At 60.5% G+C, this 24,967-nt stretch carries 22 protein-coding genes; 8 read left to right on the top strand and 14 right to left on the bottom strand.

Features of this window, described 5'->3' with window-relative positions; genetic code table 11:
• The first annotated feature begins 48 nt into the window (after positions 1-48).
• Positions 49-1,224 carry a Cdc6/Cdc18 family protein gene (locus tag ACNO8S_RS05845; RefSeq protein WP_050037880.1) on the top strand — a complete coding sequence of 392 codons (1,176 nt, stop codon included), beginning with the start codon at positions 49-51 and terminating at the stop codon, positions 1,222-1,224.
• Between the two features lie 30 nt (positions 1,225-1,254).
• On the opposite strand, the gene ACNO8S_RS05840 is transcribed toward ACNO8S_RS05845, so the two are convergent.
• The 3 genes from ACNO8S_RS05840 to kdgK1 form a co-directional block, all read right to left on the bottom strand.
• Positions 1,255-2,226, bottom strand: a complete 972-nt coding sequence (locus ACNO8S_RS05840; protein WP_420182637.1) for an ROK family protein — start codon at positions 2,224-2,226, stop codon at positions 1,255-1,257.
• Between the two features lie 52 nt (positions 2,227-2,278).
• A complete protein-coding gene (pyk, locus tag ACNO8S_RS05835) occupies positions 2,279-4,069 on the bottom strand; it encodes a pyruvate kinase (RefSeq protein WP_050038287.1) in 1,791 nt (596 codons plus the stop codon).
• Positions 4,070-4,169: 100 nt separating this feature from the next.
• Entirely contained in the window at positions 4,170-5,129 is a 960-nt protein-coding gene (gene kdgK1, locus ACNO8S_RS05830) for a bifunctional 2-dehydro-3-deoxygluconokinase/2-dehydro-3-deoxygalactonokinase (protein ID WP_420182636.1), read from the bottom strand.
• 336 nt (positions 5,130-5,465) lie between these two features.
• Between kdgK1 and ACNO8S_RS05825 the strand changes: the two genes are divergently transcribed.
• The 3 genes from ACNO8S_RS05825 to ACNO8S_RS05815 are packed head-to-tail and all read left to right on the top strand — an operon-like array spanning position 5,466 to position 9,069.
• Positions 5,466-6,674 carry an ABC transporter substrate-binding protein gene (locus ACNO8S_RS05825; protein WP_420182784.1) on the top strand — a complete coding sequence of 403 codons (1,209 nt, stop codon included), beginning with the start codon at positions 5,466-5,468 and terminating at the stop codon, positions 6,672-6,674.
• A gap of 2 nt (positions 6,675-6,676) precedes the next feature.
• Positions 6,677-8,599, top strand: a complete 1,923-nt coding sequence (locus tag ACNO8S_RS05820) for a HAMP domain-containing protein (RefSeq protein WP_014040126.1) — start codon at positions 6,677-6,679, stop codon at positions 8,597-8,599.
• Positions 8,600-8,646: 47 nt separating this feature from the next.
• Positions 8,647-9,069, top strand: a complete 423-nt coding sequence (locus ACNO8S_RS05815; RefSeq protein ID WP_050007401.1) for a hypothetical protein — start codon at positions 8,647-8,649, stop codon at positions 9,067-9,069.
• A 174-nt stretch (positions 9,070-9,243) separates the two neighbouring features.
• On the opposite strand, the gene ACNO8S_RS05810 is transcribed toward ACNO8S_RS05815, so the two are convergent.
• Together ACNO8S_RS05810 and ACNO8S_RS05805 are read right to left on the bottom strand one after the other, a co-directional pair.
• Positions 9,244-9,840, bottom strand: coding sequence for a hypothetical protein (locus ACNO8S_RS05810; protein ID WP_023843222.1), 597 nt, complete (start codon positions 9,838-9,840; stop codon positions 9,244-9,246).
• Positions 9,841-10,437: 597 nt separating this feature from the next.
• Entirely contained in the window at positions 10,438-10,560 is a 123-nt protein-coding gene (locus tag ACNO8S_RS05805; RefSeq protein ID WP_004962120.1) for a hypothetical protein, read from the bottom strand.
• Positions 10,561-11,851: 1,291 nt separating this feature from the next.
• Between ACNO8S_RS05805 and ACNO8S_RS05800 the strand changes: the two genes are divergently transcribed.
• Both ACNO8S_RS05800 and ACNO8S_RS05795 read left to right on the top strand, forming a co-directional pair.
• Positions 11,852-12,265 carry a DUF5805 domain-containing protein gene (locus ACNO8S_RS05800; RefSeq protein WP_151103272.1) on the top strand — a complete coding sequence of 138 codons (414 nt, stop codon included), beginning with the start codon at positions 11,852-11,854 and terminating at the stop codon, positions 12,263-12,265.
• Positions 12,262-13,299, top strand: a complete 1,038-nt coding sequence (locus ACNO8S_RS05795; protein WP_064287928.1) for a tyrosine-type recombinase/integrase — start codon at positions 12,262-12,264, stop codon at positions 13,297-13,299. The genes ACNO8S_RS05800 and ACNO8S_RS05795 overlap by 4 nt, the downstream gene beginning before the upstream one ends.
• A gap of 352 nt (positions 13,300-13,651) precedes the next feature.
• Here ACNO8S_RS05795 and ACNO8S_RS05790 read toward each other — a convergent pair whose 3' ends face one another.
• The 9 genes from ACNO8S_RS05790 to ACNO8S_RS05750 form a co-directional block, all read right to left on the bottom strand.
• Positions 13,652-14,368, bottom strand: coding sequence for a helix-turn-helix domain-containing protein (locus tag ACNO8S_RS05790; RefSeq protein ID WP_050037877.1), 717 nt, complete (start codon positions 14,366-14,368; stop codon positions 13,652-13,654).
• A gap of 42 nt (positions 14,369-14,410) precedes the next feature.
• Entirely contained in the window at positions 14,411-15,397 is a 987-nt protein-coding gene (locus ACNO8S_RS05785) for an amino acid ABC transporter permease (protein ID WP_420182635.1), read from the bottom strand.
• On the bottom strand, positions 15,394-16,146 hold the full coding sequence (locus tag ACNO8S_RS05780; RefSeq protein WP_014040118.1) for an amino acid ABC transporter ATP-binding protein: 753 nt from the start codon (positions 16,144-16,146) through the stop codon (positions 15,394-15,396). The genes ACNO8S_RS05785 and ACNO8S_RS05780 overlap by 4 nt, the downstream gene beginning before the upstream one ends.
• Positions 16,143-16,823, bottom strand: a complete 681-nt coding sequence (locus ACNO8S_RS05775; RefSeq protein ID WP_014040117.1) for an amino acid ABC transporter permease — start codon at positions 16,821-16,823, stop codon at positions 16,143-16,145. Before ACNO8S_RS05775 ends, ACNO8S_RS05780 begins: the two co-directional genes overlap by 4 nt.
• 4 nt (positions 16,824-16,827) lie before the next feature.
• Positions 16,828-17,616: a basic amino acid ABC transporter substrate-binding protein gene (locus ACNO8S_RS05770; protein ID WP_014040116.1), complete on the bottom strand. Its 789-nt coding sequence runs from the start codon at positions 17,614-17,616 to the stop codon at positions 16,828-16,830.
• Between the two features lie 59 nt (positions 17,617-17,675).
• Positions 17,676-18,998, bottom strand: coding sequence for an aspartate aminotransferase family protein (locus ACNO8S_RS05765; RefSeq protein ID WP_014040115.1), 1,323 nt, complete (start codon positions 18,996-18,998; stop codon positions 17,676-17,678).
• A 176-nt stretch (positions 18,999-19,174) separates the two neighbouring features.
• Positions 19,175-20,122, bottom strand: coding sequence for an arginase (gene rocF, locus ACNO8S_RS05760; RefSeq protein ID WP_049942903.1), 948 nt, complete (start codon positions 20,120-20,122; stop codon positions 19,175-19,177).
• A 6-nt stretch (positions 20,123-20,128) separates the two neighbouring features.
• Positions 20,129-21,412 carry a glutamate dehydrogenase GdhB gene (gdhB, locus tag ACNO8S_RS05755; RefSeq protein WP_008309650.1) on the bottom strand — a complete coding sequence of 428 codons (1,284 nt, stop codon included), beginning with the start codon at positions 21,410-21,412 and terminating at the stop codon, positions 20,129-20,131.
• A gap of 732 nt (positions 21,413-22,144) precedes the next feature.
• The gene (locus ACNO8S_RS05750; RefSeq protein ID WP_014040113.1) at positions 22,145-22,951 is read right to left on the bottom strand and encodes an IclR family transcriptional regulator; all 807 of its coding nucleotides are present in this window, start codon (positions 22,949-22,951) and stop codon (positions 22,145-22,147) included.
• Positions 22,952-23,486: 535 nt separating this feature from the next.
• Here ACNO8S_RS05750 and ACNO8S_RS05745 point away from each other — a divergent pair.
• A complete protein-coding gene (locus ACNO8S_RS05745; RefSeq protein WP_050037872.1) occupies positions 23,487-24,212 on the top strand; it encodes a DUF7260 family protein in 726 nt (241 codons plus the stop codon).
• 242 nt (positions 24,213-24,454) lie between these two features.
• Entirely contained in the window at positions 24,455-24,967 is a 513-nt protein-coding gene (locus ACNO8S_RS05740) for a plastocyanin/azurin family copper-binding protein (protein WP_050007404.1), read from the top strand.

The following is a 24,967-nucleotide window of genomic DNA, read 5'->3' as shown; positions in this document are numbered from 1 at the left end:
TTTTATTTACAGGTCCAATCGAATATACACACGATCTAATTTCCAAGCATGGACATCGAAGCGAGAATCAAGCGTCGACAACGCCGGAACGGTGAGCCACGGCTCATTCAGGATTACGAGTCGATCTCACCGGTCGTCCACATAGAGGAGCCGGCTGACCGCGGTCCGGTGCTCGAGCGCCTACTTGACCACCTCGATCCGGTGTTCGATGGGCAGCTTCCGCCGAACGCGTACGTGTACGGCCCCCGTGGTTCAGGGAAGTCCGCAGTTATCACGGCGCTGTTCGCCAATTTAGAACAGCTCCCGACGGAGCAACAGGCGATTATCCACACGACGACCCGTGCACAGCCACCGACCTCGCCGTCGTTCGTCTACGTGAACGCCCGAGAGACCGCAAGCGAGTTCGCGTTCTACCATGCAGTGCTGGACTCGCTCGTGGACGAATCGGTGCCGGAACACGGGATCGGGACGGAGACGCTCAAATCCCGACTCCACGAACTGGTACGAGAGCAACGCACGGGCATCGTCATTGCAGTCGACCACATCAGCGAACCGGAGAGCATCCAGGCCCCGGCCCTCGTTGACCTGTTTGCTGGCTTACCGAGCAACGTCAGCTGGCTCGCTATCGGTCGCGACGACCCGTCGACAACGGAACTGACGCGGTACACCGCCGAGTCGATCAGTATCGACCGCTATCAGCGGCAGATGCTCGTCGACGTGTTGATGACCAGAACCTCGAACGGGCTGGCTCAGCAGGGACTCGATCACGGTCTGGCGAGGCATATCGCCGATTGGGCGGACGGAAACGCCCACGATGCCCTTGCCGCACTGTTTATCGCTGCGGAGTTGGCCGAGGAACGGGGCCAGGACCGCATCACACAGGCCAACGTCGACGCGGCCATCGCGGAGGTGCCCGACCCCTGCATTTCGTTGGGCGTCGTCCTCTCCCTGCCGACGAACCGACAGGCCGTTCTCAGGGAACTCATCGACCTGGAGGAGAGCGAACGCTCCTCGGTAACGGCAACGACGGAGGCGATTGCGTCGGCACAATCAGTCGACCTCTCGCCCGGGACGGTCAAACGGTTCCTCTACGAAATGGCCGAATCCGGTGTCGTCGACCGTGTCGAGGCGACGACCACCAACGGACAGGGCCGCCCGCCGAGCCGTGTCGAACCGCGGTTCCCCCCGACGGCCTTCCGGCGGCTGTACGACCTGCAACAGTAGGCCGACGTTTCGCGGTCAGGTCGACGCTTTTCAAACGCGCTGTGACGGGTCACCTGTGCCGCCAGTCAGCGCGGACGCCAGTGCGCCACGGACTACGACGTCGTCACCGAACTGCGTCAACTGGATATCCGGAATGTTCGACATCACCATGTCGTCGAGCCGGTCTCGGATCGGGTCTAGCACCTGCTCGGGGTTGTTGAGCGCAACGGCCCCACCGACGTAGACGACGAGGGGCGCGTACGCGTGGACGATGTTCGCGACGCCGATCGCGTTCCAGTGACAGATCTGGTCGAGGACGTGGGACGCGAACTCGTCTTCGCCGGCATATTCGAAGATATCCGCCGCGGAAAACTCCTCAGTCTCGATCGGGAGCGCCGTCTCGACGGGGTCCTCCCGGTGCAGTTGTGTGGCGTACCGCGGGATGTTCTCGCCCGAACAGTACGCTTCCCAGTGGCCGTCGTGCCCACAGCCACAGGTCATGAACCCATGTGGGTCGATCGTCAAGTGGCCGACTTCTCCAGCGTTGCCGTCCCAGCCTGAGAGGATATTCCCGTCGACAGCGACCCCGGCACCGACCCCGGAGGAGATTGTGAGATACACCATGTCATCGGGGCTCCGGTCCGAGTAGAACCGCTCACCGATGACGCCGGCGTTGGCGTCGTTGTGCAGCGACACCCGCTCGCTGCCGATGAGATTTTCCACCGGCCCGGTCAGCGGAATCCGGTCGATGGTGTCGGGGAGGTTCGCGGGGTTTTCGACGACCCCTTCGGCCAGATCCATCGGACCGAAGGACCCGATACCGGCGGCAACCACGTCTGTGGGGGCGATATCGGCGGCGTCACAGGCCTGTCGGATCGCGTCGAGGACCACCTCCGTGACCGCGATACCTGCCGGTCCACGCGGTGTCTCAGTTTTGTGTGACGAGAGTATCGAACCCGTCTCGTCACCGATAACAGCCCGAATATGTGTCGCTCCGAGGTCGACCCCTGCGTAAGCGCCCATGCTGGTCGAAGGGTTGCCCCACCGATACTTAACTACACAGATTCTACCGCGGTCAGTAGTCTCGCTCCCTGCCCGAGATGTCCTCTCGGCCAACGGCCTCCTCGTAGACGACGCCGCGCTCGGAGTCTAGCGTGACGGTCGATCCGTCGGAGACAGCATCGGGCAAGTCCGCGTTCGAGATCATCGGAATCGAAAGCTCGCGGGCGACGATGGCCGCGTAGCTCGTGACGCCCTCGTGGGCGTCGATGATGCCCCCGATACGGCTGGTGTCGCCGACGAATTCGCCGTCGAACCCTTCGGGCACTGCCAGAATAGCCCCGTCGGGGACCTTCGAGAGGTCGCCCGGTGACTCCTGGGGCGGTGCCGTCGAAATCCGGTGAACCGGACCGGTAACCAGACCGTCGACGATGGACCGACCGCTAGCGACTGTTTCGGCCGCGACGTGGACTTTCAGCATGTTCGCCGTGTTCATCCCCTCCAGTTCAGTCATCATCCCGGAGAGAACGACGACCGTGTCACCGCTGTCCGCGGCTTCGGTGTCGAGAGCCGCCTGCACTGCCGTCTGGATGACGGCATCAGCGCCTTCGGTGGTGTACTCGGTCGTTACGGGTGTGATACCCCACGAGAGCGCGAGCTTCCGGCGGACGCGCTCGCTCGGCGTCGACGCGACGATGGGGATCGAGGGCCGGTACTTCGCCGATTTCAGGGCGGTGTAGCCGGACTCGGACGCGGCGACAATCGCCGACGCCCCGATGTCACGCGCGAGGAACCGGCCGGAGCGCGCGAGCGCGTCTGTCCGGGTGTCACCGGCGTTTGGCACGCGCTGTTCCCGGGACTCGGCGTACTCCTCGCTGCTCTCGACATCGCGGATAATCCGGTCCATCGTCTCGACGACGCGAGCCGGGTGGTCACCGATCGCTGTCTCGCCCGAGAGCATCACTGCATCGGTGCCGTCAAGCACTGCGTTTGCTACGTCTGAGGCCTCCGCGCGGGTCGGCCGCCGGGAGTGGACCATCGAGTCGAGCATCTCGGTGGCCGTGATGACCGGGACGCCGGCCTCGTGACACCGACGGATGATACGCTTTTGAATGATCGGCACGTCTTCGAGCGGGCACTCGACGCCGAGGTCACCGCGGGCAACCATCACGCCGTAGGCCTCGTCGATGATCGAGTCGAGGTTCTCGACGGCCCCGGCCCGTTCGATCTTGGCGATGATCGGGATGTCGACGCCGCGCTCTTCGAGCGCCTGGCTGATCTCGTAGATGTCCTCGCCGTCACGGACGAACGACGCGGCCACGAAATCCGGCTCCTTCTCGGCGGCCACGTCGAGTTCTCGCTCGTCGTTTGCCGTAATCGTCGGCAGGTCGAGTTCGACGCCGGGAACGTTGACACCCTTGCGGGCGGCCAGTTCACCGCCGTTCTCGACGGTCGCAAACACCGTGTCGTCCTCGACACGTTCGACAGTCGTCTCGATGCGTCCGTCGTCAAGCAACACCCGGTCGCCCGGCTCGACCGCCGTGATCGACTGCGAGAGGCCGACCTCCTCGGGCGTCGCGTCGTCGCCGACGACGTAGCGGATGGTGGACCCCTCCGTGAGCTGAATCGGCTCGTCGATCTCCGCGGTCCGGACTTCCGGCCCAGGCATATCGAGCATGGCCGCGACCGGTTCCTCGACCGCCTCGTCTACCTCGCGGATGCGATCGATCATTTCACGGCGGTGTTCCGGCGAACCGTGGCTCGCGTTCAGTCTGGCAACAGACATCCCGGCCTTTGCAAGTGACGCGATGTCGTCGACCGAGTCCGACGCAGGGCCGAGGGTACAGACAATCTTTGCGCTACGCATTGTGACCTCCGTCTCTGGGGAGCCACAGTTTACAGCGTTCATAGTTAATCATACCCTGCCGTTCCCCGCGAAGGGATAAGAACCTTGCTGGACGGCGTAGCTACCGGGAAATCGCTTCCGTGTCGCCACTGAGAATCGAACGGATTTCCTCGGGTGACACGACGGCAATGTCGCCCGGAATCGTCCGTTTGAGTGCGGCTGTCGCAGCACCCCAGGCGAGCCCGTCCGCGACGCTGCCACCGGAGAGATACTGCGAGAGGAAGCCGCCGACGAAGGAGTCGCCGGTCCCGACCGGATGGGCGTCGGTCGACTCGAACGTCGGTTGCTCCGTTACAGCCCCGTCGGCAAGCGCGAGCGCCCCGTCGCTGCCACGGGTGATTACTGTTGCTTCGAACCCGTACTCGGCGGCGAGGTCCCGGGCAATCGTTTCCGCATCACCGGTCCGGTCCAACACGACGTTCGCGTCGCGTTCGGCGACGACGAGTACGTCGACAGACGGGAATAGCCCGGTCAGGACCGAGCGGGCTTCCGCCGGCGTCCAGAGCTTCGAGCGGTAGTTCAGATCGAGGCTCGTGGTCGTGCCCGCGTCCTGTGCGAGCGAGAGGAGGTCAGCAGTGGTCGATTCGAGCGTCTCTGAGAGCGCCGGTGTGATACCCGAGGTGTGGAATCCCGCGGCGTCCGCGATGGTCTCCGTCGGAAGCTCCCCCGGTGTGGCGGTCGTGACACTGGCGCTCTGGCGATCGTAGATAACATCGTTGCCCCGCGGTGGACTACCCTGCTCCAGATAGTAGGTTCCCTGTCGGGCGCTGTCCGAGTCGTCCCAGGCGACATCGACCGATACGCCATGGTGTTTGAGTTCTCCCGTGACTCGGCGACCAACCGGTGAGTCGGGGAGCTTTGAGGCCCACAATGCATCGAGCCCAAGCCGTTGAGCAGCGACCGCGACGTTTGACTCCGCACCAGCCGCCCTGACGATGTACTGGTCTGCAGTCTCCAGTCGCTCGTCGTCAGGTGGCGACAACCGCAACATCGTCTCACCGAACGTAACTAACTCCGTCATATCCGACGTTGCTCACTGGCTGGGTATAAATCCCGGAGAACCCGTCGTCTAACGGACCTGTTAATTACACCTTACTGGGGTGGAGGGCGTTAGCTCGTATTTTTCGTCATGGGTTATGGACAGTATAAGTTTTCTCCAAAAGTTTATGTGCTATACTAATTTAGACACGCCAGTATGGATTCAGGGAGAGATGGTGGTGGGCCGTCCGTCTTTAGGCGGAACCTACTCCGTTCGATTGGTGCGGCCGGACTGGCCGGACTTGCAGGCTGTGGTGGCAGCGAGGGAGTGACAGATGGGGACGGGACGCCGACCCCAACGCCAGTTGGAAACTTTCCGGTGTCCGGGGATTCGGTGACGTTCGGTTTCAACGTCGCTTCCTCGGGGGCGTACTCAACGGCCGGCAAGCAGGAGCTCCGAGGTTTCAAACTCGCGGTCAAGCACATTAACAACGGTGGTGGGTGGGTAACGAGCGAGCAGTACGAGTCACCGCTGGACGGTGACGGACTTCTCGATAAGGATGTCGAATTCGCTGTCGAAGACACGGGTGGTAATTCGGAGACCGCCCGGAGCAACGCACAGCGGCTTGTTGATAGCGAGGAGGTGATTATGCTTGCTGGCGGAACGTCCAGCAATTCCGGCCTGGCCAATCAGGAGGTCGCCGCACAGAACCAGGTCGTGTACATGGCGACGATGGCCAACGCGAACTCGCTGACGGGTATCGACTGCAACCGGTACTCCTTCCGCGAGATGTACAACAACCACATGGCGGCCAAAGCGCTGGCTCCGGCCCTCAGTAACGAGTTCGGAGACGACGTCAATTACGTCAAGATCTCCCAGGACAATGAGTGGGGACAGACGCTCCGGGATGAGATGGATACAGCCCTCGGGAATCTCGGCTGGGCACCTGTTTGGGACACAACTGCTCAGGTCGGGACGACCGACTACTCTCAGTACGCAGAAGACATCAAGTCGGTCGATTTCGACGTGATCGTGCTCGGACTGGGGGGCCTCGACGCAGTAAACGCACTCAGAGCGTTCCGGGAGGAGTTCCCGGAGTCGAATATCGTCCTTCCGATAACCTCGAGAGATATTGCTCGGACCGCAGGCGATGCGATAGAGGGTGTTATCGGAACGGTCGCTTGGAGTCCGGAGATCAACTCGCCGCTGTCTGATACCTTCCGAGAATCGTTCCGTGAGGAGTACGGCAGTTCGACGGGGACCTCGAAATCGGCGTCCCCATCAGGAGCAGCCCACATCGCATACACGCAAACGCTGCAATACGCCAGTGCAGCCGAGCGGGCGGGAACGTTCAATCCGATCGATGTCATCGGAGCGCTCGAAGGACACGAGTACGACGCCGGTCTCGGAGCACAGACGCTCCGAGCCTGTGACCACCAGGCGATGCGCCAGGTGCCAGTCGTGAAAGGAAAGCCAGAGGTTCAGCAGTCCTACGGCACCTACTACGGCCTGATTGGGGAACCAGCGGATGTACAGTACGCATGCGACAGCGGTCCAGCGGCTAACTGCTCGCTTGGAGGGAACTAGCTATGAGTTCAGGAGACACACAGATACCAGACAGTTCAGAAAACGATTCGAACGCCTCCGGTGGGATTCTTGCAACAGTCGTCCCGGATTTCATCCGGCGAAACTTCGCACTCAAATTCGGTATCGTCCTCTTCGTGATGGCGCTGTCGGTTGGGCTCATCGGCCTTGCCGCGACAGAGCAAGTCAAGGACTACACGGAACAACAGGTTCTGAGCGACTACGAAAACGCCGCCGCACAGGAGGCTGATATCCTGTCACAGTGGGTTGATCGAAACCGGTTATCGACCCAGTTCGTCTCTTCCGACGACGTTTGGGCCAGTAGTGATACCGAAGACATCAATATCGAACTCAACAATCGGAAAGCCGCCTTGTCCGCAGATGCTGCCGACATCCATCTGGTCGAACGGAATGCCGGCCAATCCCAGGTTGTCGCCAGCACATCTAACTCACAGGTGCTGACTAACTCGGCGCTCGAATCGACGAGCAGGGCCTGGCTTACCGGTGCGAACTTCGAAACGGCAAGCGATGTCGCCGTCTCCGACGTGTACCAGACGAACTCCGGCCCGGTCGTCGGCTTCGCCAGTCCTGTCGATGCCTCACAGAACCGGTATATCCTCATCGAGTACTCGCTCGACGAAATCGCGAACTCGCTTCAGGGGAACAACAGGGCCGAAGGCGGATTCACGCAGGTCGTCAACGGGTCGGCGGTCGTCATGATCGACGAACCCAGAGACGGGAGCCGCGGCCTCGGCGAAAACATGCTGCAGTCGTATAGCTCGAACAGCCCTGCCACGGAACCGATCGACGCGGCAGATGACCTCCGCTCGTCGGAGCAACAGTCCGGCGTCACCGCTGACATGCCGGCGACTGACGTACTCAACGAGCGCTACACTGTCGGCTATGCACCGATTCAGGGCACTGACTGGGTCGTTCTCGTACACGCACCCAACTCCGCGGTCTTTGGCTTCGTCCAGAACGTCCAGCAGTACGGACTTATCGGCACGGCACTGATGGTGTTGCTCATCGCGGGCGTCGGTGCGATACTCGGGTACAACACGGCAACGTCCATCGACCGCCTGACCCGAAAGACGGACCAGATGCGACAGGGGAACCTCGACGTCGAGATCGCCACCAGTCGTATCGACAATATCGGCCGCCTGTACAGCGGGTTCGCTGATATGCGCGACGCGCTCAAACAACAGATCAACGAGGCCGAGCGTGCACAGAAAGAGGCAGAGGTTTCCCGCGCGGAAGCCCTTGAAGTCAACAAATACCTCCAGAAGAAGGCCGAAGAATTCTCCGACGTGATGGAGGAGACGGCCGCTGGAAACCTCACCGAGCGGATGGCAACCGACGGCGAGAACGAGTCGATGGACCGGATCGCCAGCGAGTTCAACGGCATGGTCGACGAACTCGAAAAGACGATCGGTCAGCTCAACAGCTTCGCCGACGAAGTCGCGGAATCCGGAGACGTCGTTCTGTCGAGTGCGGAGTCCGTCCGTGACGCGTCCGAGCAGGTGGCCGAATCCACACAGAAAATCTCCGACGACGCCTACGACCAGAAGGACCGCCTCGCGACCATCTCAGAGGACCTCGATACCCTCGTGGACACGCTCGAAGAACTGGAAGCGGACAATCCGGACATCGACCTTGGTGACTCGCTCGAGCGGTTCCGGACGGTGGCGACGACGCTACAGTCGGCAGCCGAGACAAGTGACCAGATGATGGCCGAAACCCAGACCGTGGCCGGCGCAGCCGAAGAGCAGGCCGCAGAGCTCAACGAAGTGTCTTCGCGTGCCGAACAGCTCAAACGCTACGCGAAGCCACTCGGTGACATCCTGAACCGCTTCGAGACCGAAGCCGAGCACGAGTTCGTCTTCTCGGGCGGTCCGTCACAGAGTCTGGGCGAAGAGGAAGAAGAGTAATCCGGTTCACCGAAACCGATTTTCGCGCTGGCGACGTACTTCTTTTAATGAGCGACGACGCAGGAGAAATCTCGCAGGCGGAACTCGCCGAGTACTGTCGAACCCAGGCTGCGATTCTTGCTGGCCATCTGGACCAGCGCAGTGCGGAGCTCTCCGATTTGCTCGAAGAAATCGAACAGGACACCGCCGACGCTCGTGCGACATTGTCTGAAAGTTCAGGCCGACCGGAACCCGATGCGGAAGCCGCTGTCGAAAACATCGAGGCCAAGCAGAAGCGAGCACAGGCGAAACAGGACGAAATCGACGAATACCGGACGCTCGCAGAGGGCTATACGGATCTCGCCGAGCAACTCACTGAGGGGACCGGTGATCTTGAAACCGTTCTTGAATTCGAAATCGATACCGATGCCCCGACATATTTCGACGCCGAGACAACGATTCTGGGAGTGGCGACTGGAGAAGACAAGTAGTAGTCTATTTTACAGGACGCTCTGCACCACAGACAGGCTGCTCTACAGCGCCGGGGCTGGTGGCAACTGCGGTTCGGCAACGACCCAGCGCTGGTACAACATTCGACATCACTGAGGTGGGGCAACAACTACCCCCACCGCGTTCACCGTGCTAAACCGTTTTAGCGCCAGCGGTCAATCAGTCGACACTGCTGACTCCATCTTAGCGGATTTAGCTGTCGCAGCCTCGGGGCTTCCTTGTCCGAGTTCCACAGCAGCCAGTACAAGAAAGCCACCGATGAATATCGTGTTTTTCAGAATGTACGCCGCGAACGCGTCAAACAGCCACGGAACTGTCCCTAGTAGAAACGGTTCCTGGAAGTACGCGGATCGGGCAATCACGAGCGTCGCGAGGGTGACAAACTGGTGGCCAAGGAACAGGAAAAATATGGCCCGAATTTTCTGGAGGAGGAACAACAGCCCGATCGTCAGCTCATACACTCCAATGAACACCATCACTGCGGTCAGAGAGATCCCTAGTTCCGGAAGACCAAGGATAGTGACCACCGCATGGACCTCACCACGGACTGGTGTCGATAGCCCGCTAAACAGTGCCTGGACCTTCAGAAACCCATAATATGAAAAAACGAAGGCATACGTGAGGAATGCTATGCGTGTCCCGTACGGCACTAGTATGCCCTCGACGACGCGGTCAATCACTTCATTGTACTTCTGTACCATGAACCGAAGTGGTGACAGTCCACCACCGGTTTGACTTTGTACCTCACCCATACTCCGTTTCCCATCCAAGTCCCCACTATATATAATCTTATGCTGACATTTGGGCGCAAAGTGCCACAGAACGAACCAAATTCATCAGTAGCTTCTGAAATGCGGTGGCCGAGAGATAAAGAGAGTTCCCGCTATTCAGAAGTGTAGTTGTTGGATCGGCTGATTCCATGTGAGACTGAGTAGGTTGAACCACCTACGTCCGACGAGACGAACCAAATTGACGACCGTCGCTCCGGCGCTTCGAACACGGACGACGAGCAATAGGATTACCCTTGACTGTGGAACCAGTGGCGAGCCGCCGCTGTTTCCTCAAAGAGATCGCGGTTGATCGAGTCGTCAGCCATATCGACGACTTCTCGACGGATATCTGTGAAACGACGCTCTCGGGCATAACCAGCGAGGTGTTCGAGACCGGGACATGCCCGCTAAATTCACGTCGTTTCGACCACCAACCCCCATTCGATATAGCGGTATACAGTTTATGTGTTCGGAACAGACCGTGTGATGGTGAGTCCGAGGACAGTAGATGGACTACAGACAGTAATCTCAGCCACTTAGCTCCACAGACTTCCGACGCGCACTGGTGAGGAAACGAGATCACGAATTGAACGTCCGCTCGACGAGGTATTTGACCAGATAGAACCCACCAATAAGGGTAACAGCCATGACTACGAGTACAATCGCAATCATGAACAAAAGGACAAGTGCGTCGTTAGCCATCGGACCCACCCGCCTGAGAAAGTGCGTATCGTCGAACGCGCATGTCGCTAGCTTCAGCCTGGACACGCTAATGAAGTAGGGTTTCAGTCCGACATTCTCTGGCACTCGCGGTTTATATTGGGTCCACTTTCGATATACCTGGGTGATCCATGTGGAAAAGGGATAGCAAGGCTCGAGTAGGTCACGTATCTGGTTGCTGACAGCGTCCTATACCTTGCACTGAACAGAGCGTTCAGGGACGGTGGTGGAAAGCGGGACATTCCGCTCAGTCGGGAGCGGAAATATCGAATATGGCTGACCGTAACCGAAGTCACCGGTACGCAGCGGTCGCTTCTGAGGAAGGCCATTCTGCATTTGGCTGCGGAACCGTCGATAGGGTATTTTAACGGCGATCTGTGTTTCCCAACCGAGCCACTGTTCTCGTGGCGAGAGGGCGCTTTTCGGCCACTGCAGCGAACCAGTGGTGTGTAGAGGGTCACGATAGCGAGGGTCGCCAAGACTGGCACTGTAGCAGCGACGGGTGCGCGCTTTAGCAGCTTGTGGAGTACACTTTGGGGCCTTGAGTCCGAGAGAGAGAACAGTCCCGGCATACTTAGGCAACGACGGCTTCCCCCAATAAAGTCGTAATATGGCGATTACGGCGGGACATAGACGGCCTCTCCATTTGGCAACAGCGCCAACAGGCGCGTCACCAGAACTGACGCGCGTGTCATCCGGGAAAGTCGCGGCTGTCGGTATGCAGCGTGAGAGAGCAAGGGGACGGTATGCAGGAAGGGTCTGCGACACCTGAGCGGTTGCGACAGACTGTCCGGTCCACTGGTTTGAGTATTGGTGAGTAGCTGAACCAGGCCGGAATAGTCTCGGACCCACTCGAAGTGGTCTCTCACTAGATCAGAACGACACTGCCTCGTATTGACAATCCGTGACTGTGCTACCATACGTCTTTATCCTGCTGTGTTGAATAGCGGCATCTGAGCTACACTGAGACGACCCCGGTCTTGAGACCACTAGCGTCAGCTACTAACAAGCCGACTCAAATTCCGACCACCTCAACCAACACCGCTATTCAACAGAGCACTTTATCCGGGTAATGGAGTGGACCGATCAGATGAGGGACAGAAATCTACGCCCATTTTGTATTTGTGTATCTGACCTTATCTACTGCTAAAATGACAGACTACTATCAGTATCGGCGCATAACTCCCGCAAATAGGGTACCACGCACCCAAATAAGTGTGTTTATCCCTGAGTATGGGACTACATTGAAGTCCCCGGCGTCCCAGGGTAAAATGTGTCCAGTGACAGTGAACGAACGACGGTTCGGACGTACATTCCGGCCTACCAGAAAGAACAGTGGCAGGCCCACGCCGAGGAACTGGATATGAGTCAAAGCGAGTTCGTCCGGACGATGGTACAGGCGGGCCGAAGCGGGTTCGAGCCAGTAGCATCCGAAACAACCGAGTCGGACGCCGCTGAGAGCGAGAGCGAGGAACCCCGTTCTCCGGACGCTACCCCTGGGGGTGACGGGCTGGAAGACCGGGTCCGAGAGATTCTGGCTGACGGAGACTACTACGAGTGGGACGACCTGCTCGCCGGACTGACCGACGATATCGAGGAACGCCTCGAAGAGACGCTGCAGGAACTGCAGTCCAACAACGAAGTGCAGTACAGCGGGCGACACGGAGGGTACGTTCGGGACGAATGAGCACGGATACGACCACGCCGGACGCCGAGTCGGACCCGGTCGGGTATTTCCTCGATGACATCACGTACCACGGAAAGAGCGACCGAACTCGTGCCTCCTACGAGCGCGTCCTTCGGGACTTCGAGTCCTATCTGGCAGACGGCCACCAGCCCATTCCCGTCCAGGAGGCCTCCCACCGGGACTGCATGGCATATGTTCACAGCCTCCGCGGTAACGTCGAAGAAAGTACAGTCGCGACGTACGCCTCCTATCTACACCGGTTTTTCGCGTACATGACACAGGTAGGTGTCTTCGAATCGAACCCGATGACGCTGGTCATGGAAGAGATGGACGAGTCCATCAATACCGACCCGACCCGCCGCGAAATCGACCTCCAGTCGATGCGGACGTTCGTCGACAGCGTCCCACATCCGCTAGAGCGGGCTATCGTAGTGACGTTGCTGAAAACGGGTATGCGGGCCGGCGAACTGTGTAACCTCGATATCCGTGACCTCAACCTCGAAACCCCCGGCCCCAGACCGGAGATCCCGGTCCGAGCGGGGCTCGACGGGCGTCCGGACTCGTTGTTCGTCGCGGCAGACACGGCTCGTGGCGAGGCCAGTAACGGGGAAGAGCGGACAGCGTCCAACAAGCGGAAACGGGAGACGACGATCCCTGTCGACGCCGAACTGGCATCAGTGCTGCGGCACTGGCTCGCAATTCGGCCGGACACACAGTCCCCAGCAGCGCCGCTGTTTGTGTCTACAAGCGACAGCTGGGGGGAGCGACTCACGCCGAATATGGTACACCACATCGTCGAATCCCACGCGCGCGAGTTCGGTTGGTACTCGGACGGTGGGGGAGCCGAAGAGAACGTTACGCCGCACTACTTCCGGCACTTCTTCACGACACACCTTCGGGATCGGACCGGTGATCGCGGCGTCGTCAAATACCTCAGAGGCGACGTGGCACAGGACGTCATCGATACCTACACCCACGAATGGGGAACTCGGGTCAGGGATGTGTACGAGGCCGAAATTTACTCGCTACTGTGATTTTATTGTTGTCTATTCAACACTATTGCCGCACTCCGGGTGGTGGCTGCTGAACTAATAAATCATATAGCGCTATATAGAACTGGGCGGATTCTGCTTCTCAGCTGTGTTGTCTCAATGGACGATTTCGATAGCCGCATACGAGACAGGAGGTGCGGCCGGATTACACTGCGGGGCCTCCCAGCAGGTAGCTCGACCGAGCAGCGCTCTGGCACGCGCTTGTTGGGGGACTCCCGACCGGACTACAAGAGATCATACCGGCTCGAAATGGAACGTCCTACTGGTGGCTGCAGATGCCGGGATCACGCACGTCTCAGACGTAGACCCTTCCGGATGCAGGTCCCTGGGAGGGCTACTCGGGGTCCAGAAGTTTCGACTCCGCAGTTCGGAGATGTTCGAGGAGCGTGGTCTTCGAAATATCCATCTGGTCGGCGAGTTCGCGGACCGAAATCCCACGCGGCCACTGATAGTAGCCGGCCTCGCGGGCCGCTTCGAACGCGCGCCGCTGGGCCGGCGTTAGCGAGTCGGTTCGGAGCCCACCCACCGACCGCTCGGAGTCGCTGTCAGGCGTGACGATGGACTCGACCGACACGTCAGCGTCGGCGTCGGCTTCGACGGCATCGAGTGCGGACTGTATTTCGGGCCGCTCTCCGGTGAAGCTCACTTGCCACCGTTCGCGCCCGTCTTCGATACGAACGGGCGCGCTGTGGACGAATCCGTGTTCGAGGAGTGTTGGGCAGACTAACTCTTCTGGGTCGTACTCTAGCAGGAACTGTCTGACGACGGTTCCCGGTGCATCGCGCTTGTGTCCGATGCGTGCCTGAAGTTCCTGTATCTCTCCGGCGTGAGGTGACGCACGGACTGCGTCGAGGCAGTCCTCGACAGCCGACTTCGTGGCTCCGTACGCCGTAAACACGCCATTGACCGATGCCGCTGGCGACTGGGCGGTCTGTTGCACCGTGTGTGCCAGGATGCCGCCATCAGTGCAGTCGGTCGCTTCGATAGCCCAGCAGTTCGGATGCCACAGGTCGAGTGTTAGCCGTGCTCCGGCGCTATCGGTTTGGCTCATGGGATGTGCTGAGATATTTGATCGGTGACCCTAAGAGCGTAATCATTGTCTGGTGTGTCCGACACCGGCGGTTGCGGTGTGCGATTCAACTCGGTCCATCAGTGCTGATGCCGACACGACCAGGGCCAGATACAGTATCGCCACCAGCACGAAGAGTTCGGTATACTGGTACGTTTCGTTAGCGATGGTACTCGTCCGGCCGTACAGCTCTTGGACGGTGATGAAACTCGCCAGCGAGGAGTACTTGATGAGGTACACGAGTTCGTTCGTCCAGCTGGGAAGCGCGAGTCGGAGGCCCTGTGGAACGACGACGTACCGTATCCCTTCGAGCTTCGAGAGCCCGATGGCGCGTGCAGCGGTCAACTGCCCGCCGTCGACGGACTCCAGTGACGCGCGCAGATACTCGGACTGGTAGGCGGCGCTGTTCAGCGTGAAACTGATGACAGCGACCCAGAACGCCTGCGCGGGAATGAATCCGACGCCGACCCCCGGGACGCCTCTGAGAACCTGCGTGAGTGAGGTCGCAAAGTAGAGGACGAACAACTGGGCGAGCAATGGCGTCCCGCGGATGAGTTCCGTGTACGACAGCGCGAACCACCGGGCCCACCGCCCTCCGTACACACGGACGACGCTGAGCGGGAGCGCCAGCGTGAACCCGAGACAGACGCTGAAGACCGTCAGTAGCACCGTCGTCCAGACGCCGTGGGCCAGTGCCGGCAGATACGCCGTCGCGTCGGCGGCAAACCGGAGCGCGTCGGCGAACCACACGAGCGGCGCTCCGGCAACACCAAGTGACGCGGCGAGCGAGGCGACAGTGTCCGCTGTCGTCAGAAACGGGGCCGCCGGAACGAACGGCGTGCCGCGGTCAAGCCCGAATACCCCCGCGAGAACGAAATCAGTGGTCCAGCGGGCGAGAACCCAGACCCAGAACAGTGCCAGGCCGACTGTGAGGGGGCGGACGGTGAAGACCGTCTCCACGCGGTCACGGAGCCCCGGATTCGGCGACGTTGTCGATTCGGCCGTGCTCATGCCGTCTCCTCGTGTGCGTGCAATCTGCTCAGGAACTGTTCGGTTCTGTCCGCTGTCGGGTTCTGGAACAGTTGCTCCGGTGGGCCGTGTTCGACGATTTCACCGTCGTCGAGGAACACGATGTCCGACGCGGCCGACCGCGCGAAGTCCATCTCGTGACTGACCACGAGCATCGTGATGCCCTCCGCTGCGAGGTCGCGCATCACCTCGACGACCTCGCCGACGAGTTCCGGGTCGAGCGCGCTGGTCGGTTCGTCGAACAGTAACAGTTCCGGGTCCATCGCGAGTGCGCGCGCGATACCGACGCGCTGTTTCTGTCCGCCGGAGAGTTCAGCGGGGTAGGAGTCGGCCTGCTCCAGCAATCCGACCTGTTCGAGATGGGTCCGGCCGGCTTCCTCGGCGTCAGCAGCGTCCATGCCGAGTACTTTTTTCGGGCCGAGCGTGACGTTTTCGAGCGCCGTCAGGTGCGCAAAGAGGTTGAAATCCTGGAACACCATGCCGACCTCCTTTCGGAGTTCGTTGACGTCAGTGTCGGCTCCGGTCACGTCCTGCCCGTCGAGGGCGATCCGGCCACTGTTGATCTCCGTCAGTCGGTTCACACATCGGAGCAGCGTGGACTTGCCCGAGCCGCTGGGGCCGATGAGGACCGTCACGTCGCCCTGGTCCATCTCGAGGCCCACGCCCTCCAGTACCTCTTCGTTCCCGTAGGACTTGTGTAAGTCGTCGATTGAAAGTAGTGGCTGTGTCATGTCGTTCCCTCCGGTACGGCGTAGTAGTCACTGAGCTTGTCGAGCGACCGATTCGTCGCGAACGTCAGCACGAAGTAGACGAGGCTGACGGCGAGGAATATTTCGAGTGCCGCCGTCGACTGCCCGCCTTCGTAGAGGTTCTGTCCCGTCGTCAGCAGCTCGCCGATTCCGATGACGATGGCAATGCTTGTGTCCTTGAGGACGATGGTAAACTCGTTCTGGAACCCCGGGACGCTCCGGCGGAGCGCCTGCGGGACGACGACGTGTCGAATCGCTTCGAACCGGGACATCGCGACGGCGCGTGCCGCTTCCAGCTGTCCGTCGTCGACGCTCTGGAGCGCACCGCGGAAGATCTGTGACTGGTAGGCGGCGCTCCGGAGACCGAGCGCGATGGTCGCCGTGACGAACGCGCTACTGGAGATAGAGAGGCCGAAGTACAGAATCATAATGATGACCAGCAGCGGGGTGCCACGGAGGACGACCCCGACCTGTTCGACCAACCGCCGGGCCCTGTCCGAGCCGTACACCTCTATCGCACCGGCCGGGAACCCGACGACGAATCCCAGGAGAATACTGGAGACGGTGAGCGCGATGGTGACAGCTGTCCCGCCGAGCAACAGGCCCCAGTTGTTGGCGACGAACAGCCAGTCAGCGGTCTGGAGTAGGATTGCTGCCATGGCCTCACTTCTGTCCGAACCACTTCTCGGTCAGGTCCCGGTACGTCCCGTCGTCCTCGACGGTAGTCAGCCCGCTGTTGAGCGCACCCGCGAGTTCGTCGTTGCCGGACTGAACCCCAAAGCCGAACTGCTCGCCGGTTTCGTGGACGAACGCGGACTCGATAGGGCGGTCCGCCACGAAGGAGTTCGCGACGGGGACGTCGATGATGATGACGTCGACGTTTTCGTTCAGCAAATCCTCGACGGCGAGCACGTAGTTGCCGTACGCGTTGTAGTTCGACTCCGGAACCGTTCCCGCTTCGATGAGCTGGTCCTTGATGACGGATTCGCCGGTCGTCCCCTTCTGTGCACCGACCGTCGCTCCGGAGAGGTCGTCTAACGACGACGGCGAGAACGACCCGCTCTCGCGGACGACGATGGCCTGGTTCGAACTGTAGTACGGGTCGGAGAAGTCGATCGCTTCGTCGCGGTCGTCGTTGATCGTCATGCCTGCCGCGACGACGTCGACGTTCCCGTTGTTCAGCGCCGGAATGAGTGATTTGAACTCCAGTTCTTCCCACCCGCTCAGTTCGTACTCCGACGCCGCGATAACAGCTTCCAGCAACTCGACGTCGAAGCCGACGAGTTCGCCGTCCTGCTTCATCTCGAACGGCGGAAAGCCCGGCGCTGTTCCCGCGGTGAGCGTCTGTGAGTCCCCGCTGCCCGATTGACAGCCAGCGACCGACAGGGTCGCGACAGTGCCACCGATTGCCTGCAGATACCTCCGTCTGTCTACGCGTGCCTCTCGTGGCATAGTCCCACAGTCGAATCAATCATATTTTAACATTTCGGTTACTGCAGAAGTCGCGAGGGTCAGGCCGACGCGACAGGGTCTGCAACCTCGGTAAACACCGAATCGAGGATGTCGAGACAGAGTTCCAGTTCGCGCTCGGTGACGTCGAGTGGCGGGAGGAGCCGGAGGGATTTCTGGCCACAGCCGAGCGTGAGAAGGCCGTGTTGGAGCGCGGTTTCCATCACGGCATCGCGTCGGTCAGCCGTGTCGAACTCCAGCGCGGTCATCAGGCCGAGACCGCGAACGTCCTCGACCAGCTGACGGTCCGCCGAAACCTCGCGGAGCCGATCCATGAAGTACGTCCCCTTCTCGGCGGCGTTGTCCAGCAGGTCGTGGTCCTCGATAGCGGCGAGTGTCAGTGCGCCGCGCATGGAGCCGAGGATGTCTCCGGCCCCCCACGTCGAGGAGAGCCGCGACGTTTCGGACGGGAAGATGTCCGAGCGGGAGATGGTCGCGCCGACCCGGAGCGCTTTCGCGCTCGTGATGACGTCCGGTTCGATGTCGTAGTGGTCGACAGCCCACATCTCGCCCGTGCGGCCGGCTCCCGACTGGATTTCGTCGGCGATGATCGGGATGTCGTGTTCCCGGCAGAGGTCGTCGACGGCCGAGAGGAACTCGGGGCTCGGGACGCGATAGCCGCCTTCGCCCTGTATCGGCTCCAAGATGAGGAATGCGACTTCCTCGGGCGGGATGTGGCCGGTGTCTGCGTCGAGTTTCGAACGGAGGCGCTCGACCCCGGCCTCGGAGTACTCCACGTCGTGGATCCCGCTGAGTTCGGGGAACTTCCGGCGGTAGACGGACTTCGAACGGTTCAGCGAGAGCGCTCCCAGGGTCCGACCGTGGAACGCGCCGTCGAAGGTAATGCCGTACTTCGGCGTCTCGCAGTTGTCGTAGCAGATCTTCATCGCGTTCTCGACGGCCTCTGCGCCGGAGTTCGAGAGGAAGACGGTGTCGAAGTCGTAGTGGCTGGTAATGTCGGTCAGCCTATCCATCAGGTGGGCGGGACCCGGCAGCGACGTTTCGTCGGGCGAGCCGCCGGTGCTAACGTAGAAGTCCTGGCCGGCTATTTTCAGCGGGTCGACCATGTCGAACTCGTCGGCTCGGTCGAGCACTTTCGGGTTGTTGTAGCCGAGCGGTGACGCGGCGACGTGGCAGGTGAAATCGAGCAGGACGTTGCCGTCCGCATCGGTACAGAACGGACCGATTGCGTCTTCAGTGATGTCCCAGACGAAATCGTACACGTACGTGCTCGGCGCGGCGGTTTCGTGGTGGTACTCGACCCACTCGCTGCTCTGTGGGCCGGGAAGGCTATCGACACGCGGCTCCGCAGTATTGCGGTCCATGTTATCACAATCGCCATCATTGGTAATAAATCACTGTGTTCCGGCCCCGCGTGCCGGCCACACAACTGGGTGCGTGCCGCGGTTCGAAGCTATAGTAACAATTGAAACGATGTACACACTGATCGCACTGCCGTCATGCGATCAGGTGTGCCTTGATTTTCAATGGCTACGATACGCTACAGGATCCGCTTGCCGAACGCGCTGGCGGCGAGTTCGGCCGCTCGTTCGCCCGTCGTGTTGCGCTGGTCGAGGATAGGGTTGACCTCGACGACGTCGAGCGAGCGCAGCACCGATTCGGCGGCGTCGCGGTCGGCGACCCGTTCCATCGCCGTATGTGCCTCCCGGTAGGTGACGCCGCCCGGGACTGGCGTCCCGACCCCCGGCGCGTCGTCCGGGTCGAGCCAGTCGAGGTCGAGGCTGACGTGGATGTCGTCGACGCCGTCGGTCGCGATGTCGAGCGCCTCGTCGGTGACCGGTCCGATACCGCGCCTGTCGATATCTTCCATGGTAAAGACGGAGATGTCGCTCTCACGGAGGACCGCTCGTTCGTCAGCGTCGAGGCTCCGCGCTCCGACGATGGCGGTGTTCTCCTCGGCGACGTTCGGGGCGGTCGCCCACGGCATCTCTGCGAAGTCGCCGTAGCCATGGGCGGCCGCAAGCGGCATACCGTGGACGTTCCCGCTAGGCGACGTAGTCGGGGTGTTGTAATCGCCGTGGGCGTCGAACCAGATGACGCCAAGTTCGTCCGTCTGGGCCGCGCCACGCATCGTGCCCATCGCGATAGAGTGGTCGCCGCCTAACACCAGCGGCACGCTCCCGTCGGCTATTTCCGTCGCCACCCGGTCGGCGAGGGTGTCGGTCATTTCGGCGATCGCATCGAGGTACTTCGCGCCGTCGTCGGTGGTCGCCGACTGCGACTGTAGCGTCGGCAGTGCGAGGTCCCCAGCGTCAGTGTATTCGACGCCGGCCGTATCGAGGGCGGTACTGAGGCCGCCGTAGCGAATCGCCGACGGCCCCATGTCGACGCCACGCCGGTCGGCACCGAGCGCGAAGGGGACACCGAGCACCGCGACAGGTGACACGGAACGACTGTGGTCTCGCGAGTGGGTAGACTGAAGGGACATCCGTTGCTACGGCCATAGCCCGCGGGCGTTCATAGCCTCACCGATTCGTGAGAGCGCGACGATGTAGGCAGCCGTTCGCCATGTGACGTCACGGTCCTCGACTTCGGTCCGGAGAGCCTCCCAGGCATCGAGCATCTCGGCTTCGAGTTCTTCGTTGACCTCCTCGCGGGACCAGCTCCGGCGATTGATGTGCTGGAGCCATTCGAAATAGCTCACAGTGACGCCACCGGCGTTGGCGAGGATGTCCGGGATGACTGGGATGTCGCGCTCTTTGAACACAGCGTCGGCTGCTGTCGTTGTCGGGCCGTTCGCCCCTTCGACGACGATGCTCGCCTGCACGTCTGCAGCGTTTTCCTTGGTCAGGACGTTCCCGACTGCCGCGGGAATGAGGACGTCAACATCGAGTTCCAGCAGCTCGGCGTTAGATATCTGCCGTGGTGCGTCGACGTCCCCTAGCTGGCCGTGTTCGTCGCCGTCAGCCGAAATCGATTCGATATCGAGGCCGGATTCGTCGTAGATGCCGCCGTCGACGTCGCTGACAGCGACGACGGATGCGCCCCAAGAGTCGAGGAGGCGTGCGGCGTTCGCGCCGACAGCACCGAAGCCCTGTACGGCGACAGTGGCACCCTCGACGGTTCCGTCGTAGTAGTCGAGCGCTTCGCGGGCGACGATGGCGACGCTCCGGCCGGGTGCTTCCTCGCGGCCGTGTGTCCCGCCGACCGCTGTCGGTTTGCCGGTCACGATGCCGGGGACCGTCTCGCCTTCCTGCATCGAATACGCGTCCATGAACCAGGCGACGGTCTGTTCGTCGGTCCCCATATCGGGTGCTGGGATGTCTTTCGTCGGCCCGACGACTTCGCGGAGCTCCTCGGCGAACCGACGGGTCAGTTGTTCGGTCTCCTGTGCGTCGAGCGTCGACGGATCGACGACGATGCCGCCTTTCGCGCCGCCGAAGGGGAGGTCCATCACCGCACACTTCCACGTCATCAACATCGCCAGCGCCGTACACTCCTCGGCGGAGACGCTCGGATGGTATCGCATGCCGCCTTTGTACGGCCCTCTGACCTCGAAGTGCTGGACGCGATAGCCGTTGAACACCTCGACGCTCCCGTCGGTTCGGCGGATCGGGACAGACACTTCGACGGTTTTCGATGGGTGACGGAGCTGCTCAAGCAGCCCCTCGGAGAGATCGAGGTGTTCGGCCGCCCGCTCCAGTTGGCGGCGGGCTGTCGCGATTGGCGATTCATCGTCGTCTGGTGCTTGTTCTGATGGCTCCTTCTGTGTGCTCATGATTGGTTGGTGGATTCGGCTCTTGGTTCCGGTGCGTACGCCCGTTCGCTTCGGGACCAATGGGGCGAGTACGCTGCGTCGTTCAGCACGCTGCTTCCGTCCTGACTGTCAACATCCGACGGCTGGAGTGAGACAGTGTATCGGCACCAATACCGGTATTGTTAATAAATATTTGGGACTGTCTGCGGGACAAATAGTTTGAACATAGCAAAACCAAGCAGACACCTTCATTCGTCGCTTATAGAGTATTATGGGCCAGATTAGTGGCGTATTTGCGGAATATCCGATAAATAATCTTTGATATGCTCAACATAGGCGAGGCCACACTGGTCAGATGAAGCCACGCCGGATAGCAGAATATCGACGCAGACGTGCTATACCATGGCCTAGTACTGAACAGAGAATTTCCCCGTGCTTTGACTATCTCAAAAATAGACTTGGCACAGCAGTGTCGGAGCACTGTACTGAGAGAGACCACCCACGACAGGTATAACTCCCGCGGCGACCCGCCGGAAACAGCCTGCAGGCTTGGCTATCGGGCCTGATACGCTACCTCGACCTCTTCCTAACGATGGTACGACTGTTATTGTGGCTCATTTGCTGGGTGAATCGCTCCGTTCGACGGTCACAGTAGCACAGCCGAGATTTGAGCTATCCAAATGTCGAAGTCCGGACGCCGTCGTCGTTTCGTGGTCGTCGCCGACAGATGGAGACGAGTGTACGACGCCGTTGTTACGTGCCCCGGTCAAACGAGGTCATTTCGAGATTGACTTCGATGAGGTTCGCGGCCTCCATCACCATCTCTGGGATTTCGGTGTCGAAACGGGTCCCTTTCAGACGGCTGGTCGGTGCAGTCACACTGACCGCGCCGACGACGGTCCCGTCGTTGTCCAGAATCGGCGCACCGACCGCCCGAAGGCCCCGAATCTCTTCCTCGTCGTTCGTCGCGTACCCTCGCTCCCGGATGGTCTCTAGCTCGTCGCAGAGCGTCTCTCGGTCCGTAATCGTGTGCTGTGTCTGTCGCGAGAGCCCTTCACGGTCGATTATTTCCTCGACGCGTTCGGACGGGAGACACGAGAGGATCGCCTTCCCCGAAGCACTGTCGTGGAGGTGCTGTGGGGCCTCCCGTAACTGGAGGTGGTAGTCCATCCCGACGGCGTGTTCCCCTCGCCGCTCGTAGATGGCGACTTCGCGCCCGTCGTTTTCGACGACCAGATGGACGTACTCGCCGGACCTGTCCGCCAGTTTGTCCACTTCCTCCTGTCCAGCGGTGTATAGTTCCGTCTCGTTGCGGACGTGTTCGCCCATCGTGACGAACCGAAAACCGAGCTGGTACGTGTCGTCGTCCTTCGTGAGAAAGCCACAGTCGGTCAGCGTCGCAAGATACGTGTGAAGCGTTCCCTGGGAGAGCTCGATTCGCTCGTTCAGTTCCTGCAACGTCGCGCTGTTTGACTCCTGAACGGCTTCGATGATCTCGCAGGCGTTCTCCACGGACTGTATCCGCCGGCCCGTGTTTTGTGTGTCGGCGTCGTCGGTCATTACCCCAGTAGAGTTGCCGTCATTATTTAAAAACCCGGATGTGAGCGATGAGCGACCGGAACACCCGTTTGGTCGCTACCGACCGACAGGAAGTAATGCCACGCACAGTATGACCGTCCGACTCATTGCGGACAGAATCGGTAACAGCCGAGCTGTGAGTGTGTCTGTGCTGTGAGCCGTAGGGCGCTGTCTTATCGAGGTGTTCAGATTAACGCTCAATTTGCACCTACTATTGAGTTATTTATCCTTGAGCTATCAATTTTAATATCGTATATCGCACTTCTAGATTGAAAGTTCGGAACCGTCTCTAATATAGTCCGTTTTTCTATCCAGAAATGATGAATACAGATATAATTACCTCTGATGGAATCTGCTGCTGTTCTACAGTACCGTAATCGCTGCTAGATCGAAACCGCACGATGGGTCCCGGAGACGGTGGTGCTAGCCGACAAGGATATATAAATAGTCGTCCAGAACACGGGGGTGTTGTCCGGTAACTAAAACACTTATTGTTGTTACTGAACGAGACACTAGTATGTCAACGACGCCTGCGCAGGACGGCACGCAGTGGTTCCTGCATACATGGCGAGACCACATTCTCGAGCCGATCGAGACGGCTCTCTCCGTGCTTGACGTGGAGGAAACGGAGCTCGCGGCCGAGCAAGGTGGTCTCGAAGACTTCCTCCAGCGCCTGCGTGCCGTCGACCCCGCCGACCAGCCCTCCTCCCCCGTCGGTGCGCGAGGTCGACAGTCCGCATCAGACCCCGTCGAAGCGCTACGGGACGCCTACGCCGACACGGTGCTGGCTGTCGACCACTACGAGTCAGTGTACGACGAATCGCTGGTCGAGAACGTCGCTATCGAGTTTGGGCCGGACTACGCAGCGCTGTTTCACCCCGAGACGAACGTCGGGTTCTCGCCGCCGCTCAAACGCTCGCTGGTGGCAGCGACCGAGCAAGCAATCGACGAACGGACCTCGCTGGACCGCGCTGTCAAAATCGAACAGGAGTCGATGCTGGAGTACCGCAGCAGTCTGCAGGAGATCATCGAGACGCTCGACAGCACAGTCGTGCCCGAGTGGTATCGCGAGACGTTCCAGAGTGACGTTACTGCGCTTCTACAGGAGCGCCAGGACCAGCTCCACTCAAGCGTCTACCGGTTCGAGACACACGAGTTCTGTACGTACATGTACGAAGAGCAACTCTGGACGTATCCGGTGTTGACCAGTCTCGCGCGGTTACAGGAATCTGTGGACAGCTGAACGGGCGGCTCTCTGGCAGACAGGTGTAGGCGTCACTGAAGCGCGGTGAACTGGACGCCGGCACACCCTCCCAACTTGAGGAGTACTGAGACGAGTACACAGTCGTTGTATTCCGCGGCAACCGTCACGAGAGGACACCATTCACTATCTCCGGGCGAACATATTCGCCCCGCTTCCTGCGAGATGAGAGTGCGGTTCCCTATATATACAGGTTGGTCTTCGAGTTGCAGCCGTGAGCTACCATGGAAACGCGTAGAACATTCGTTCGCGGTCTGGGTCTCGCGGCTGGAGTCGCGCTAGCTGGCTGTTCATCGGGCGGCGGCTCCGACAGTAGCGGTGACGGCGACTCAGGTAGCGGCGGTGACGGATCAGACGGCGGCGAGACCGAGTCCAGTGACGGCGGGAGCGGGTCCGAATGGACCGAGACGAGCACCGTCGAAATGACGGACGAACTGGCATACGAGCCGAAGAAAATCCAGGTCGAGGCAGGCACGACGGTCACGTTCGAGAACGTCGGCAGCATCGGCCACACGGTGACGGCCTACGAGGACGAGATCCCCGACGGCGCGGACTACTTCGCGTCCGGCGGGTTCGACTCCCTGCAGGCCGCGAAAGACGGCTACAGTAACGGGCAGGAAGGCAACATTCCGAAAGGCGAGAGCTACGAGGTTACGCTGGAGACGACGGGGACCTACGAGTACTACTGCATCCCCCACGAGATGAACGGGATGGTCGGCACAATCAAGGTGGTCTGA

It is taken from the genome of Haloarcula sp. KBTZ06, from assembly GCF_048595605.1.
GTDB classification, from domain to species: domain Archaea; phylum Halobacteriota; class Halobacteria; order Halobacteriales; family Haloarculaceae; genus Haloarcula; species Haloarcula hispanica.
This window is presented reverse-complemented; position numbering and strand designations above follow the sequence as displayed.

What these genes read in the sequence shown, in the direction of transcription:
- kdgK1 (WP_420182636.1), bottom strand. Translation starts at nt 5,129, where the DNA reads ATGACGGAGTTAGTTACGTTCGGTGAGACGATGTTGCGGTTGTCGCCA.
- ACNO8S_RS05840 (WP_420182637.1), bottom strand. Translation starts at nt 2,226, where the DNA reads ATGGGCGCTTACGCAGGGGTCGACCTCGGAGCGACACATATTCGGGCT.
- ACNO8S_RS05780 (WP_014040118.1), bottom strand. Translation starts at nt 16,146, where the DNA reads ATGACACAGCCACTACTTTCAATCGACGACTTACACAAGTCCTACGGG.
- ACNO8S_RS05740 (WP_050007404.1), top strand. Translation starts at nt 24,455, where the DNA reads ATGGAAACGCGTAGAACATTCGTTCGCGGTCTGGGTCTCGCGGCTGGA.
- rocF (WP_049942903.1), bottom strand. Translation starts at nt 20,122, where the DNA reads ATGTCCCTTCAGTCTACCCACTCGCGAGACCACAGTCGTTCCGTGTCA.
- ACNO8S_RS05795 (WP_064287928.1), top strand. Translation starts at nt 12,262, where the DNA reads ATGAGCACGGATACGACCACGCCGGACGCCGAGTCGGACCCGGTCGGG.
- ACNO8S_RS05765 (WP_014040115.1), bottom strand. Translation starts at nt 18,998, where the DNA reads ATGGACCGCAATACTGCGGAGCCGCGTGTCGATAGCCTTCCCGGCCCA.
- ACNO8S_RS05770 (WP_014040116.1), bottom strand. Translation starts at nt 17,616, where the DNA reads ATGCCACGAGAGGCACGCGTAGACAGACGGAGGTATCTGCAGGCAATC.
- ACNO8S_RS05815 (WP_050007401.1), top strand. Translation starts at nt 8,647, where the DNA reads ATGAGCGACGACGCAGGAGAAATCTCGCAGGCGGAACTCGCCGAGTAC.
- ACNO8S_RS05805 (WP_004962120.1), bottom strand. Translation starts at nt 10,560, where the DNA reads ATGGCTAACGACGCACTTGTCCTTTTGTTCATGATTGCGATTGTACTC.
- ACNO8S_RS05845 (WP_050037880.1), top strand. Translation starts at nt 49, where the DNA reads ATGGACATCGAAGCGAGAATCAAGCGTCGACAACGCCGGAACGGTGAG.
- ACNO8S_RS05775 (WP_014040117.1), bottom strand. Translation starts at nt 16,823, where the DNA reads ATGGCAGCAATCCTACTCCAGACCGCTGACTGGCTGTTCGTCGCCAAC.
- ACNO8S_RS05785 (WP_420182635.1), bottom strand. Translation starts at nt 15,397, where the DNA reads ATGAGCACGGCCGAATCGACAACGTCGCCGAATCCGGGGCTCCGTGAC.
- gdhB (WP_008309650.1), bottom strand. Translation starts at nt 21,412, where the DNA reads ATGAGCACACAGAAGGAGCCATCAGAACAAGCACCAGACGACGATGAA.
- pyk (WP_050038287.1), bottom strand. Translation starts at nt 4,069, where the DNA reads ATGCGTAGCGCAAAGATTGTCTGTACCCTCGGCCCTGCGTCGGACTCG.
- ACNO8S_RS05750 (WP_014040113.1), bottom strand. Translation starts at nt 22,951, where the DNA reads ATGACCGACGACGCCGACACACAAAACACGGGCCGGCGGATACAGTCC.
- ACNO8S_RS05790 (WP_050037877.1), bottom strand. Translation starts at nt 14,368, where the DNA reads ATGAGCCAAACCGATAGCGCCGGAGCACGGCTAACACTCGACCTGTGG.
- ACNO8S_RS05810 (WP_023843222.1), bottom strand. Translation starts at nt 9,840, where the DNA reads ATGGGTGAGGTACAAAGTCAAACCGGTGGTGGACTGTCACCACTTCGG.
- ACNO8S_RS05820 (WP_014040126.1), top strand. Translation starts at nt 6,677, where the DNA reads ATGAGTTCAGGAGACACACAGATACCAGACAGTTCAGAAAACGATTCG.
- ACNO8S_RS05745 (WP_050037872.1), top strand. Translation starts at nt 23,487, where the DNA reads ATGTCAACGACGCCTGCGCAGGACGGCACGCAGTGGTTCCTGCATACA.